The following is a 14,627-nucleotide window of genomic DNA, read 5'->3' as shown; positions in this document are numbered from 1 at the left end:
TTAACTACCCATCAAAGTAAGTACTAAATTTCTGTTTCCACCATAATTGCGGTGCTCGCAAAGGTAAATCCCTTGCCAAATTCCCATATTTAATCTACCTCTGGTGACCGGAATACTCACCGAACTAGCCAATAGAGAAGTTTTGATATGAGCTGGCATATCATCCGAACCTTCTATGGTATGTTTATAATGAGGAGCATTTTCCGGAACAAGTTTGTTGAAACTCGCTTCCATGTCAATACGCACAGTAGGATCTGCATTTTCATTAATAGTCAAACTAGCTGATGTATGCTTGATAAACACCTGCAATACTCCAACATCAACGGCCTCTAATTCTGGCAGTTCACGTAATATTTTATTAGTTATAAGATGAAAACCACGAGAGTAAGCCGATAAAGTAATTTCTTTTTGTATGCTAACCATGTCGATTTTGTTATTTATCCTGATCAGTAAAAAAATCTTGAAAAAGAGCCTCAGAGAATTCTATCAATTAAGAATTACCGTCCAGCTAAAATGAGTATGCGCCCCAGTAGCTAGACATGATTAAGTTTCTATTTTGCAAAAGCACTTTCCAAGTGCTCATTTCGCAAACCTGACTGCCGTCCTTTAGGCAGGTTCATTTTTAGCGTTTGTTGTGGGGAGTATTTCATCAGCAGGTATTGATACTACCTTTCCATCTCGGGAAACAACCAGAGGGCTGTTATTCTTTTTTTTGAACTCAACCATTTTTCTATAGGCTTCTTTCAGCCCGATATTTACTTTCTCTTCCAGTTCGCGGAGTTGTTCGTTAATTCCCATTGTATGCATTTTTTAATTGTGACCACTTTGTTTCACTTCGTATAATGACATCTGTACCAGATCCTTCAGCAATAAATTCAAAGTTCTCGGTTGAATTATCAACTAATATCCATCTATTAACTAGTGATTTGTATATTTTGAAAAAGTTAGAAAGACCATTGGAATACCGTCTTTCAATAGTATCTGTTGGTATGTTATGCCCACCTTCCAGTACTCTGGTTCTTACGCGCTGTTTGGCAAGTTCAATTGAATCCAAAGAAAGAAAAAGCAAGGTTGTGTCATAGCCCAGTAACATTGCTTTTTTAATAAAGCTTCCGTATGATCTGGTAGAAAGAGTTGTTTCAAATGCAAAGGATTCTCCATTTGAGACAAGTTCGTTGATGCGATCAAGCATTATGCGACCAGCTCTGATGCCAGCTTTTTCTGGGTTCAGAGGAGAGATACCCCTTGCGATTTCATCAGCGTTAACAAACTCATCACAGTCGAAGATTTCAGGTAGAATAGTATAAGATAAAGTAGTTTTACCTGCTCCGTTTGGTCCTGCTATGATGTACATTTTCTTCACAATACAAATATAACAGTATTCAGTTCAGTTACCATCCGTACTATTCCCCACAACATCAGAGTAAATTCTACTTTTAGAAAAATAGAACAATCAGATATTCTCCTTAAGTTTCAAAGCTCCCTATCGTTTGAATCAAACATATATAAGTACAATATTTAAAGATTTTTATTTGTTAAAGGAGAACTTTCACCATCTTAATCAGTGAAATATATGAACTGAAATTAGCAGACTACATTTTAAATATCAAATTATTTGCATTTTTAACACTCTCAGTCAGATTCTCAAAAAATCCTACTCAATGAAGTCTTTATGATTAAATTTGCCGCAAAATAATCATTATAGAATTTAAATTTTACAAAAATGAGCTTAAAACAACAAATAGATGGTGATATAAAATCTGCAATGCTTGCAAAAGAAAAAGACAGACTAAGGGCACTACGTGCGATCAAATCCATGATCTTACTTGCAGAATCTGAAAAAGGAGCCGGAGACGGGCTCAGTCAGGATGTGGAAATGAAACTTTTGACCAAAGCTGTGAAACAGCGTAAAGATTCATACGAGCTTTTTATTGCACAAGGCCGGGAAGATCTGGCGAAAATAGAAAAGGATGAACTTGATGTGATCAATACCTATTTACCTCAACAATTATCAGAAGACGAAATAAAAACTGAACTGGAAAAAATAATAGCACAAGTAGGGGCCTCCAGTCCACAAGACATGGGTAAAGTAATGGGTGTTGCTACTAAATCTCTGGCCGGAAAAGCAGACGGCAAGATCATTTCCACATTAGTAAAAACTTTGCTGTCTTAATACTTAAAAAAACTGAATCAGTCCGTTTTACCTGTTTCATTTATACACTAATATCTTGAACGTAATAGACATCATCATACTTGTATTTTTTGGAATTGGTGCTTATTCCGGTTTCAGAAAAGGCTTTATTCTTGAAATTATATCGTTAGGTGCTTTTTTTGTTGCCATTATCGGAGGAATAAAATTATTAGATATTGGTGTAGCATTTTTATCCAATTACATTGTCGGGTACGACAACATCCTTCCGGTAATAGTCTTTACTGTAATTTTCATCAGTATTATCGTATTACTAAATTGGCTGGGAAGATTACTCAAAAAAGTACTTGATATGACACTTTTTGGTAGCCTCGATGATATAACCGGTGCTATTTTGGGAATTGTAAAATGGGCATTGGTTCTAAGTATATTCTTATGGGTTTTTAGCTCTTTTGGTGGCAAACTCGACGCAGAGTTGACAGCAGATTCTATATTTTACGAACCTGTTTCAAACTTTGCCCCCAGGCTATTTGGAATGATCTCATCTATATTTCCTTTTATTGAAGAATTTTTCAACAACTCACAAGAGTTTATAGAGGAAAAAGAATTTTCAGTTTGACCGTACGCTTTTCGAATAATATCTTTATTTTAATCGTTTAATTAAATTAATTCACAATATTGACCACATGTTACAAGCTATAGGAATGAAAGAAGAGCAGGGCTTTAAGTATATTGATCAGGGATCAGGAGAAATATTGCTGCTACTGCATGGTCTTTTTGGAGCTCTAAGCAACTGGGAAGAAGTTGTGAATAAATTTTCCGGCAAACATCGGATCATCATTCCAATGCTGCCAATATATGAACTCCCTGTACGTCAGGCAGGCCTGGAAAAATTAATTGAATTTCTTGAGTCATTTATTGACCACATGGGCTTAGAAAAATTTGATATAATGGGCAATTCTCTTGGTGGCCATATGGCTCTTATGTACACATTAAAGCACCCTGAAAAGGTGAACCGAATGATACTCACAGGAAGTTCCGGTCTGTTCGAAAATGCAATGGGTGGATCTTTTCCCAGACGTGGAAGCTACGACTATATCAAAGAAAGAGTGGAATATACTTTTTACGATCCAAATACTGCTACTGAAGAGTACATCCAGGAAGTTTTTGAAACAACAAAAGACATACCCAAGTGTTTGAGAATTGTAAGTATTGCCAAATCCGCCCAACGAAACAACCTTGCAAAAGAATTACATAAAATCAAAGCTAAAACATTGTTGATTTGGGGATTAAATGACACTATCACCCCCCCAATGGTAGGACATGATTTCAACAGGCTTATTGCCAACTCACAATTGAGGTTTATTGACAAGTGTTGTCATGCCCCAATGATGGAACAACCTGAACAATTCAATAAAATATTGGAAGAGTTTTTAAATAAAGAAGTAGCATGACAGCAAAAGACCTCATCAACTATACTATCCCTCCATTAAAGCTTTCTGATACAATTGAAAAAGCTCAGGAATGGATGAGGGAATTTCATACAAGGGAATTCCCGGTAGTTGATAATGGCAAATACTTTGGGGTGTTTAATGAGGACTTAATTTTTGATGATAAAAACGACAAAAAAACGATTGCAGAATATGACTTAATAGGTAAAGACATTTTTGTATTTCCTCAAGAGCATTACTATGAAATATTAAAAAAGTCTTACACCCAAAATTTGAATCTGGTTGCCGTTATTGATGATATCGATCAGTATATTGGAGTCATTTCAATCCAGGATGTTGTTGAGGCTTTCTCCAAAATGTCTTCGGTAAGGAGTCCCGGGGTAATACTCGTTATTCCGATGAAACAGATTGACTATTCCTTGTCAGAAATAGCCAGGATCATAGAATCAGAATATGGCAAGATATTAAGTAGCTTTATCGAAAACCATCCTGAAGATTCATCGATGATCAGGCTTACCATTAAGCTAAATGTAGAAAATGCAAAAAACATTATATCTGCATTAGAAAGGTTTGGTTTTACCATATCATCTATATTTGGAAAAGAAGATGAAGACCAAATAGAAAAAGAGAGATTAGATACTTTGATGAAGTATTTGAAAATTTAAACCAGTGTCTCTATACCATTCGTTTCGACACCACATACATTTTACAAAATGAGGATAGCAATACACGGCAGAAAAATCAATAAAGAAAGCTATCCCTATGTCAATTCCATCTTCGAAGAGCTTATTCGGAAAAATATTGAAATAATAGTTTCTAAAGCATTTGTCATACAAAGTAAAAACTCAGGAATCAATTTTGGAGAATACCCTGTGTACGAAAGTAAATCTGACCTGAAAAATGTTGATTATATTTTCAGCCTTGGAGGTGACGGTACTTTATTAGAAACAGTGACACACGTTGGATCACTTGGAATCCCTATTTTAGGAATCAATTTAGGAAGATTGGGATTTCTGGCTACCATATCCAAAACCAATATTCAGGAAGCTATAGATTTATTTTTTGAAAAGAAATTCACTTTCGACGAACGTATTTTAATACATCTGGAAAGTGAAAAAGAGATTTTTGGAGATCAAAATTTTGCGCTCAATGAAGTTGCTGTTATTAAAAGAGACACTTCTTCTATGATAATTGTAAACTGCTCAATAAATGGCGAGTACGTCAATACTTATTGGGCAGATGGTCTCATGGTGGCAACCCCTACCGGCTCCACCGGATATTCTTTGAGTTGTGGCGGCCCACTCGTACTACCTCAGTCAGACAATTTTATTATTACCCCTATAAGTCCACACAACCTGAATGTAAGACCACTCATAGTTTCCGGATCCAGTGTCATTACATTGGAAATAAATGGAGATGGCCGAAAATTCCTCACTTCTCTGGATTCAAGGTCATACACGTTGAATAACAAGGTGAAACTGACCCTGAGAAGAGAAAGCTTCAAAGCCAAATTAATCAAGTTAGAAGGTTATAATTTTTTTGACACCCTCAGGAATAAACTTAATTGGGGTCATGATATAAGGAATTAATTGAAGCTTGTATTTTTTTTAAACAATACATTTTAATTACTTTTGTGAGAATTACACCAGAATAGCTATGGACTAATTTGTATTTAACAGATTGTCTATTTTCCAAAAATGAAAAAATTAATACCCTTAATTGCTCTTCTGATTTTGGCTTTATGCACGCAAGTGTATGCCCAAAACAGAAAGTATGGGATGAATACTAGTAGAAAACAAACAGCTTATCGTGGCGGGCGTGTCGGTCATGGAGGTATTGGTATCAAACGATACTCTACAGTAGGCCTTAGTTTAAATGCTATGAACTATTTTGGTGATATCACACCTACACCATCGAGATTTAGTACTGACGTAGCATATACAAAACCAGGAATTGGTATCACCTATTCCAAGGTATTCCATCCGCAAGCAGCTTGGCGATTTGGATTGAACTATGGCACAATATCAGGAGATGATTTCAATGCTGATAACAGTGCTCCTCCAACCCAATACTTGTACCTTAGAAATCTCCATTTTAAAAATTCTATTCTGGAATTATCCTGGGGCATAGAATTTAATTTAATACCTAATAATGGGGGAGCTAATAACAGATTTCCATTAAATCCTTATTTGTTTCTGGGAATAGCAGTATTCAAGCACAATCCTCAGGCAATGGCTCCCGAATTTGACCTCTCTGGCAATAGGTTACCCGAAGCTGGTCAGTGGGTAGATTTACAGCCACTCGGAACTGAAGGTCAAAATTTGGATGGAGGAAAACCCTATAGTCTAATCCAACTGGCATTGCCGGTAGGGCTAGGTGTAAAGGTTCGACTTCCAAATAATTTTGATGCTCATTTTGAAATTGGATTCAGACAATTATTTACAGACTATTTAGATGATGTTGGGGGGCCATATCCTAATTTAAGCTTACTTGATAGCGATTTGGCACGTGCAATGTCTGAAAGATCCGGAGAAACTACCGCAGTACTTGCTCAACAAGAAAGGATATACAACGACGCTCCAATTACTTCAACCAATTGGGGATTCAAAACTTCTGATGGATCTACAGTATCCTATCGTGTAGGAGGCAACTACGGATATGATAATATAGCTGAGAAAGGGGGAGTAAGAGGCAGTTCTGCACAAAAAGATCTTTATATTATTACCCAATTAAGACTGGTTTATATTTTTGGTCAGGTATCAAGAAAGAAAGCCAAGTTCAGATAATAATTTAGATGTTACACTGTTAACAAGATATGTTCAAACTCATTAAATGGCCGATTTTATCGGCCTTTCTTATATTTTCGCTTACTTTAAATGCTCAGCTGATAGAATTCGGGGGAGGGGTTGGTACTATGAGTTATGCCGGAGATTTGTCCAGGGGAATCAAAGCCGCCAATCAAAACTTTGGATTTCAGGGTCATTACAGGATGAATTTGAGTAAAATAGTAAGCACTAAATTCAGTGCTACCTTTGGAAAGATATCAGGAGATGATAGTTCACCTATTGATGCAGCAGCAGGCTTGAGAAATGCTTCCTTTAGCCATTCAATTATGGAAGTTGCTGCTGTTTTTGAATACCATTTTCTGGATTATAAGGATGACAAATCGCAAGTTAAATGGTCTCCTTATGTGTTTGGTGGATTTGGTTTTTTTAAAGTATTCGGTGTGGATCCGGCCGTTGATAAGTTTAGTAAAATACAACCCGTAGTGCCTTTTGGTTTGGGCTTCAAACATTTGATTGGCAAACGCTTCAGCATCGATTTAGAACTGGGAGCCCGGAAAATATTTTTGGATGAACTCGATGGAGTTTCAGATACTGTAGATATTTTCAACAAAGATTATCAGTATGGTAACCCTAATGACAAGGATTGGTACCATTACGGAGGGATTTCGTTAAGTTACATCCTATACAACATCCCCTGTCTCTACAAGTACATTCCAAATAAGTCAATATATAATTAGTCTTATTATTCCATATCACTGAAAAAATACACAACTTTGTGCCTTATTTTTTTGGCCTTGTGCCAATAAGAAGGAATGCAAGAGAAGATTGATCTGCTAAAAATACCCAATCACATAGCCATAATCATGGATGGAAACGGACGATGGGCAAAATCCCGGGGGGCTTCCAGGATTTTTGGCCATAAGAATGCCATCACTGCTGTGAGAGAGACAACTGAAGGTTGTGCAGAACTTGGCGTGAAATTTCTGACACTTTATGCTTTTTCTACTGAAAATTGGAACAGACCTAAGAGTGAAGTTGATGGGTTAATGTCATTACTGGTTTCTACCATTACCAAGGAGATACCAACTCTAATGAAAAACAACGTTAGGTTGCAACCTATTGGGAATATATCGCATTTACCAGAGGAAGCTCAGAAGAAATTAAAAGAAGGAGTACAAGAAACTTCCAATAATGATGGAATGACATTGATGTTGGCATTGAACTATAGTGGAAGACAAGAGATATGTGACGGAGTGAAAGCCTTGATTTCTGATATTAACAAAAAGCAGATTAGCCTTGAAGACATTTCCGAAAGTCTGATCTCACAATATTTATATACAAAAAATATACCTGATCCTGAATTAATGATTAGAACAAGTGGAGAAATGAGGGTAAGTAATTTTTTACTCTGGCAAATGGCCTATACTGAATTCTATTTCACGGATATATTGTGGCCTGACTTCAGAAAATCTAATTTACACGAGGCAATTGTCTCCTACCAGGCAAGAGAACGTAGATTTGGTAAAACAAGTGAACAATTGTTGAAATAATTAAAGAAAGTAATAAATACAGAATGCGCTTAAAAATTACATTTTTAGTATCTGCACTGATATTCTCATCATTATCTTTTGCGCAAATACGGTATGGAGGAAACACATCCCCTAAGTCTGATGGCAATATCAGTATGAGTTATTCCAACCCACAGGTTTATGAAATTGCAGAAATAAATGTAGAAGGATCGGAGTTTTTAGACTCTAATGCCCTAATCTCTATTTCAGGTTTGAAAATCGGTGATAAAATTAAAATACCGGGAGATCATATCAGTAGTGCTATCAAAAAACTTTGGAAACAAGGACTAATAGGTGACATTAAGGTATTCGCATCCAAAGTGGAAAATGGAAAAGTATTTCTAACTATTTCTCTAACGGAAAGACCGAGATTAAGCAAATTCAACTTTACAGGTATTACTAAAAGTCAGGAATCAGAAATAAGGGAAAAAATCAACCTGATAAGAGGAAGGGTAATGACGGATGCTGTTATCAAAAATGCTGAATTAACAGTCAAAAAATATTTTGCAGAAAAAGGTTATTTAAATACTGAAGTTGACATCAACTATGTGAAAGATACCATTATGAATAACAATGTGGTGCTTGAGGTAGATGTTGATAAGAAATCAAAAGTCAAAGTTCATGATATTAATTTTTATGGTGATGAGAACTTTTCTTCTTCAAAGCTTAAGAAAAAGCTAAAAAATACTGGAGAAAGAGTTCGTTTCAAACTTCCTAGTGCTTTAATCTCAAAAACCATTCAATTTGTTAAAAGTGGAGAACAGAAGAAACCTTTGATGGATACGTCTGCTCTGATTACCAAGCAAGGAGCCAAATCGTTCTTAAACAACAACGTGAAACTTAACTTCTTTAAGTCTTCCAAGTTTGTTAAAGCCAAATATGAAGAAGACAAAGAAAAGCTCATCTCGTTTTATAATTCGAAAGGATACAGAGATGCCGAAATAGTTTTAGACACGTTATATAGATACGACGAAAAATCTGTTGACATAGACTTTCACGTAAGCCCGGGTACAAAATACTACTTCAGAAATATCATGTGGAAAGGCAACTACGTGTATGAAGATGAATATCTGGATAAAATTTTAGCCATAGAAAAAGGAGATGTTTACGACCTTGAATTGCTTGACAAAAAGCTACAATTCAATCCAAACGGTCTTGATGTCAGTTCTCAATATCTTGATCATGGTTACTTATTTTCAAGCATTACCCCTGTGGAAGTTAAGATCGAAGGTGACTCTATAGATGTAGAAATGAGAGTTTTTGAAGGGGCAAAGGCTAAAATTAATAAGGTATATGTGACAGGTAACGACAGAACCAATGATCACGTGATCATGCGGGAAATCAGAACCTTACCAGGGCAATATTTCAGTAGAGCAGAGTTAATCCGTACTCAAAGGGAATTGTCTCAGTTAGGCTACTTTGATCCTGAACAGGTATCGCCTACTCCACTGCCAAATCCGGCAGATGAAACTGTTGACATTGAATGGTCAGTTGTAGAGCGTCCAAGTGACCAAATCGAACTTTCAGGAGGCTGGGGAGGTACCTTTGGATTTGTAGGTACTTTAGGTTTGATTTTCAACAACTTTTCACTTAGGAACATTCCTAATTTTGATAAATGGAGACCTCTTCCTGTAGGAGATGGACAAAAGTTATCCTTAAGATTCCAGGCAAATGGAAGGCAATTTCAAAGCTATTCCACAAGCTTCTCTGAACCTTGGTTAGGAGGCAAAAAACCAAACTCATTTGGTGTAAGTTTCAACTATTCTGTTCAAAGATCGATCAATTATATTACTGATGAAACACTGGGATCTCTAAAGGTATTAGGAGCTACTGTAAGTTTAGGGCGAAGGGTTAAATGGCCCGATGATTATTTCACCATAAGCAACTCTGTGTCGTATCTCAATTATGATTTGTACAACTTTGGGCAGTCTCTCGGGTTTAGCTCAGGTGTGGCAAACAACTTCACTTTCAACACAACCATTGCCAGGAACAGTATTGATAATCCTATGTTCCCTCGTGGAGGATCATCAGTATCGTTGAACATAGCGTTAACTCCTCCGTTCTCGTTGTTTAGAAATATCAACTACGAAACAGCCGAAAACGTTGATAAATACAAATGGGTGGAATACCATAAATGGATGTTTGATGCCAAATACTATTTGAAGCTAATCGGCAACCTTGTGTTGGAATCAAGAGGACATATCGGAGTAATAGGGCAATACACCAGCAAAGCAGGAATTGGGCCATTTGAAAGGTTTCAACTGGGTGGTGATGGACTGACGGGTACCAACTTCCTTTTAGGCAATGAAGTAATTGGGTTAAGAGGATATCCTAACAACTCCATTGTACCAAATGACGACTCTGGAACACCAACAGACAGTAGTGATGATATCCGAGGTGGCACCATCTTCAACAAATATGTGATGGAATTAAGATATCCGGTTTCACTCAACCCTTCTGCTACTATTTATGTGCTGGCATTTGCGGAAGCAGGAAACAACTGGAACAAATTCAGCGATTTTAACCCCAATGTATTGAAAAAATCCATGGGATTTGGTGCCAGAATATTCATGCCGGCATTCGGACTGCTAGGATTGGATTGGGGATATGGATTTGATAACGACCCAACTACGGGTCAGAGAAGCGGAGCGCAGTTCCATTTCTCAATCGGACAATTATTAAGATAACAAACAATAACTTTCAAATAAATACGATTATATAATCAGCAATTAGTGTAATTTTATTCAAATTAAATAGAACAAAAGAATCACATTATATATTTGAGAATCAGGATACTCAGTTAATCCGGCACAGCTTTTGAGTACTAAGAGTAAAAGTTTCTCGAATAGAAATAAATTCTTCAAACGATATGAGAACAAAATATATACATATTAAAATATTATCTCTTTGTCTCTTTCTTTTCGTTTTCAATTTAAATGATACTTTTGCACAAAAATTTGGGTATGTTGATGCAGATTTTGTGTTGAATAAAATGCCCGAATACCAACAGGCCAAGGAAGAAATTAGTAAAATTTCATTACTTTGGGAAGAGGAGATTCAAGCTATGTACAAAGAAGTACAAAAGAAAGAATCGGCCTTGCAGGCAGAAGAGATTTTGCTAACCAAAGAAATGAAAGATGACCGGTTGGTTGAAATAAATGAAAAATGGGACGAGGTGAAGCAATACCAAAAAAAGGTTTTTGGCTTTGAAGGACTTCTTTTCCTAAAGAAAAAAGAATTAATCAAGCCAGTGCAGGACAAGGTATTTGAAGCTGTCGAAAAAGTGGCAAAGAATCACAGATTAAGTATTGTTTTCGATAAATCTGGTGATTTAGTAATGATATATACAGACCCAATTCACGATTACACCGATTATGTTTTGGAAGAGTTAAAATTAGGTGATAAAAACGATGTAATAAGTAATAACTAATTGAATTAAACCATGAAAATCAAATCATTAATTTTTGTTTTTGTATCTACTATTTTGGCTTTTACAGCTCAGGCGCAAGAGTTCAAAATCGGCTATACAAACGTTGAATATATATTAAGCCTGATGCCGGAATTAAAAGGAATAGAAGCTGAATACAAAGCATTCGAAACTCAGCTACAAAACCAAATTCAGGCTAAAGGACAGGAATTTCAAACCAAAGGGCAGGAATACCAGGCTAACGCTGCAACTATGACTGAATTGGTAAGAGCAGACAAAGAAGCTGAATTACAGGGATTAAAGCAACGTCTTGACGCTTTTCAGCAAGAGGCTCAGAAGTCAGCTCAAAAGAAGCAACAAGAACTTTTTGCACCTCTATTTGATAAAATAGGAAAGGCAATCAAAGATGTACAAAGCGAAAACGGATACGCAATGATATTGAGTACAGGAACTCAGGGTCTTGACGTAGTACTTGCTGCTGATGAAAAGTATGATGTAAACAATCTGATCTTTAAAAAATTAGGAATCACTCCTCCTGCAGATCAGAAGTAATTTTAAGAAAAACACAGTTTTGAAGAAACCTGCCCTGAGCGGGTTTTTTTGTGCCCTTACTTTATGTACAGTAAAATAGTAAACATGTTATTTGCATAACTATATGTTTAGTTATATATTTGGCTCGTATCTTTTATAGAAGCAATATTTTAACCAGTACAACTAGCACATTTTAAAATGAAAGAATTAACGAAAGCAGAAGAACAGGTTATGAAAATCCTTTGGAAAATCGAAAAGGGATTTGTTCACGACATTATCGAAAAAATGCCCAATCCTAAACCCGCTTACAATACTGTATCTACAATAGTCAGGATTCTGGTGAAAAAAGGATTTGTTGGCTATGAGGCATTTGGCAAGACACATCAATACCACCCCCTGGTTGACAAAGACAAATACAGCAAATTCTTCCTTTCCAACTTTATTGGAGGATATTTCGGAGGATCATTCCAAAATATGGTTTCGTTTTTTGCTAAGGAAAATGATATGGATGTCAATGAACTGGACGAACTGTTGTCCAAAGTGAAACAAAATCTTAAAGACCAAAATGATTAACCTGCTCAACTATTTCCTCGAAGCAAATATCATATTGCTGTTATTTGCACTGGTCTATTACACATTAGTTAAGGACCAGCCCAACTTCCAGTTCAGGAGGATATTTATCCTCACTGCAATCACAAGCACACTATTGATTCCTTTGGTTTCTGTGAGTTTCAGCCAGAATATTGCTACTGAAAACTTTCTACCAAAAGGTATTGCTACCATAATGCTACCTGAGTTTGTGATGGGTGAGGAAAGAAAATCAATAAGCACAATATCACACTTACACTGGTCTCATTATCTCATCTTAAGCTATGGGTTGGTTGCAATGGTGTTTTTGGCAAGGTTTAGTAAGCAGCTTTTTTCTATTTGGAAAATCGTGCAGGACAGTACCGCAAAAAGATGTCGTCAGGATGGTTACGCTTTGATTGAAACGACGAAAAATTATCCTACTTTCTCCTTTTTCAAGTACCTGGTCATTCGAAATTATGACAACATCAATGAACTGGAAAGAAGCCAAATTATAGCTCATGAACAAGTTCATATCAAACAAGGGCACAGTGTTGATATCGTAATGCTGGAAGTCATGAGGGCAGTATTTTGGATCAATCCCGGTGTATGGTTTTTTAGAAAGACCCAAGCCGAAAACCATGAGTTCATTGCCGATGAACTCACACTGAAGCAGCACGACATATCCGAATACCAGCAATTACTCATAAAAATGACCGTCGATCAGATGCAATTGGTAGGGAATTACTTTGCTAAAATTCAAACTTTAAAACGAATAAATATGATGAATGAAAAAAGGAGTAAACCCAATTGGGTGAAGGCCGGAGCAGCTCTGGCCTCTACGATAACAATGATGTGCTTTTTTGCATGCAATGATGAATTGGTCGAAGTTGTCCAGTCGGCTGAAATGGTAGTGGAACTTCCGCAAAAAGCACAAGATGCTATGGATAATTTAAAGCATAATTTCCCGAAGGAAAATTTTGTTTATGTAGAAGTGAACAAGCCTGCCGAAGGAGAAGTTATGTTGAATACTTTAAAAGAAAACAACATAAGCATGCAAACAGTGCAATTTATAGTTGAAGTAACAGAAAGAAACAAACTAGGGCTCATACTATCAGCCACGGCAAATTTTCATAAATTGGCAGAACTCACTAAAGATGTTAGCTATGAAGGCGATGAGGTTTTTGACATAGTTGAGAATCAACCCACTCCAATAGGTGGCATGTCACAGTTTTATCAATATATAGCTCAGAACATGAAGTATCCTCAGGTGGCCAGAAATTTGGGAATTGAAGGGCGTGTGTTTGTGCAATTCGTTGTAGATAAGTCAGGAAAACTAACCAACATACGACCAGTAAAGGGTATTGGTGCCGGATGCGATGAGGAAGCAGTTCGAGTAATTGAAAATGCTGGTCTATGGACTCCAGGCAAGCAAAAAGGCAGAGAAGTAAATGTAAGAATGATTCTTCCTATTACTTTTAAACTTGATAAACCAGGAGAAAATACTCCTAACTACAATTCAAAGCGACTGGGTAAAATCGAAGCACCACAACTAGAAGAAATGGTAATAATCGCATATCAAAAATAATATTTTTTTAAGCTCTTTAACTAAGTAATTAGTTGGTATTCGACTTTTATGGATCATCAAAACAGAAATTGGTTTCAAGGTTTGGTGTGTCTGGGTGTTACAGCGTCTATGATAACCCTCTTTACCTGCAAAGAAGAATCACTTACAAATGTTGACTTTTCATACACAAAGGAAATACCCGAATCCATCCACCCAATAATGGCTCAGCTCGAAAAGAAATATCCGGAAGTCAATTTTACTTATAAAGAAATTGATGCAGAGCCAAATGGCACTTTTGAAATCACCTGGTCGGTAGAATCAGAAACCATCATGCATACCGAGTTGTTCGAAGACGTTCATAAGCTTGGAGTTATATCTGCTCCAACTAAAGAATTTCGATAAATGAGTAAAGTTGAAAATATGAATCTGTAGAAAATATTTAGTGGCGTCCGACTAAATTTTAAATACCCTGAAAAAGTACGTTTAAACGAAATGAGAAAAGATTTTTTCGATTTCCTAAAACTACCCCCGTCCCCTGAAGGGGTGATCAAAAAGTCCCCTTTAGGGGATTTAGGGGTGAT

17 protein-coding genes are annotated in these 14,627 nt (G+C 36.5%); 14 read left to right on the top strand and 3 right to left on the bottom strand.

The window, feature by feature from the left end; translation table 11 throughout:
* From AAOP42_RS08305 to AAOP42_RS08295, 3 genes are all read right to left on the bottom strand, one after another.
* Nucleotides 1-423 (bottom strand): secondary thiamine-phosphate synthase enzyme YjbQ, encoded by a 423-nt coding sequence (locus tag AAOP42_RS08305; protein ID WP_349528025.1) that lies wholly within the window; start codon nt 421-423, stop codon nt 1-3.
* Between the two features lie 183 nt (nt 424-606).
* Nucleotides 607-798 (bottom strand): DUF8506 family protein, encoded by a 192-nt coding sequence (locus AAOP42_RS08300; protein ID WP_349528024.1) that lies wholly within the window; start codon nt 796-798, stop codon nt 607-609.
* On the bottom strand, nt 788-1,354 hold the full coding sequence (locus AAOP42_RS08295; RefSeq protein WP_349528023.1) for an ATPase: 567 nt from the start codon (nt 1,352-1,354) through the stop codon (nt 788-790). Before AAOP42_RS08295 ends, AAOP42_RS08300 begins: the two co-directional genes overlap by 11 nt.
* 369 nt (nt 1,355-1,723) lie before the next feature.
* Here AAOP42_RS08295 and AAOP42_RS08290 point away from each other — a divergent pair, with 369 nt between their 5' ends.
* The 14 genes from AAOP42_RS08290 to AAOP42_RS08225 all read left to right on the top strand — a co-directional run bounded on the left by AAOP42_RS08290 (nt 1,724) and on the right by AAOP42_RS08225 (nt 14,448).
* Nucleotides 1,724-2,173, top strand: a complete 450-nt coding sequence (locus AAOP42_RS08290) for a GatB/YqeY domain-containing protein (RefSeq protein ID WP_349528022.1) — start codon at nt 1,724-1,726, stop codon at nt 2,171-2,173.
* A gap of 55 nt (nt 2,174-2,228) precedes the next feature.
* A complete protein-coding gene (locus AAOP42_RS08285) occupies nt 2,229-2,768 on the top strand; it encodes a CvpA family protein (RefSeq protein ID WP_349528021.1) in 540 nt (179 codons plus the stop codon).
* Between the two features lie 67 nt (nt 2,769-2,835).
* A complete protein-coding gene (locus tag AAOP42_RS08280) occupies nt 2,836-3,603 on the top strand; it encodes an alpha/beta fold hydrolase (RefSeq protein ID WP_349528020.1) in 768 nt (255 codons plus the stop codon).
* Complete coding sequence (locus tag AAOP42_RS08275) at nt 3,600-4,265, top strand: CBS domain-containing protein (protein ID WP_349528019.1); 666 nt, start codon at nt 3,600-3,602, stop codon at nt 4,263-4,265. Before AAOP42_RS08280 ends, AAOP42_RS08275 begins: the two co-directional genes overlap by 4 nt.
* A gap of 48 nt (nt 4,266-4,313) precedes the next feature.
* Nucleotides 4,314-5,189, top strand: coding sequence for an NAD kinase (locus AAOP42_RS08270; protein WP_349528018.1), 876 nt, complete (start codon nt 4,314-4,316; stop codon nt 5,187-5,189).
* A 108-nt stretch (nt 5,190-5,297) separates the two neighbouring features.
* Nucleotides 5,298-6,386, top strand: coding sequence for a DUF6089 family protein (locus AAOP42_RS08265; RefSeq protein ID WP_349528017.1), 1,089 nt, complete (start codon nt 5,298-5,300; stop codon nt 6,384-6,386).
* A gap of 29 nt (nt 6,387-6,415) precedes the next feature.
* On the top strand, nt 6,416-7,123 hold the full coding sequence (porG, locus tag AAOP42_RS08260; protein WP_349528016.1) for a type IX secretion system protein PorG: 708 nt from the start codon (nt 6,416-6,418) through the stop codon (nt 7,121-7,123).
* A 75-nt stretch (nt 7,124-7,198) separates the two neighbouring features.
* A complete protein-coding gene (gene uppS / locus AAOP42_RS08255) occupies nt 7,199-7,936 on the top strand; it encodes an undecaprenyl pyrophosphate synthase (RefSeq protein ID WP_349528015.1) in 738 nt (245 codons plus the stop codon).
* A gap of 23 nt (nt 7,937-7,959) precedes the next feature.
* Nucleotides 7,960-10,641 carry a BamA/OMP85 family outer membrane protein gene (locus tag AAOP42_RS08250; protein ID WP_349528014.1) on the top strand — a complete coding sequence of 894 codons (2,682 nt, stop codon included), beginning with the start codon at nt 7,960-7,962 and terminating at the stop codon, nt 10,639-10,641.
* 182 nt (nt 10,642-10,823) lie between these two features.
* Complete coding sequence (locus tag AAOP42_RS08245) at nt 10,824-11,384, top strand: OmpH/Skp family outer membrane protein (RefSeq protein WP_349528013.1); 561 nt, start codon at nt 10,824-10,826, stop codon at nt 11,382-11,384.
* Between the two features lie 12 nt (nt 11,385-11,396).
* Nucleotides 11,397-11,933: an OmpH/Skp family outer membrane protein gene (locus tag AAOP42_RS08240; RefSeq protein WP_349528012.1), complete on the top strand. Its 537-nt coding sequence runs from the start codon at nt 11,397-11,399 to the stop codon at nt 11,931-11,933.
* 177 nt (nt 11,934-12,110) lie between these two features.
* A complete protein-coding gene (locus AAOP42_RS08235) occupies nt 12,111-12,485 on the top strand; it encodes a BlaI/MecI/CopY family transcriptional regulator (RefSeq protein WP_349528011.1) in 375 nt (124 codons plus the stop codon).
* Entirely contained in the window at nt 12,478-14,067 is a 1,590-nt protein-coding gene (locus AAOP42_RS08230; protein ID WP_349528010.1) for a TonB family protein, read from the top strand. Before AAOP42_RS08235 ends, AAOP42_RS08230 begins: the two co-directional genes overlap by 8 nt.
* 48 nt (nt 14,068-14,115) lie before the next feature.
* Nucleotides 14,116-14,448: a hypothetical protein gene (locus AAOP42_RS08225; protein ID WP_349528009.1), complete on the top strand. Its 333-nt coding sequence runs from the start codon at nt 14,116-14,118 to the stop codon at nt 14,446-14,448.
* Nucleotides 14,449-14,627: the final 179 nt, after the last annotated feature.

Source organism: Reichenbachiella sp. MALMAid0571, assembly GCF_040151475.1.
GTDB lineage: Bacteria > Bacteroidota > Bacteroidia > Cytophagales > Cyclobacteriaceae > CAXBNB01.
The sequence above is the reverse complement of the archived record's forward strand: the minus strand, read 5'-3'. Positions and strand labels throughout refer to the sequence as shown.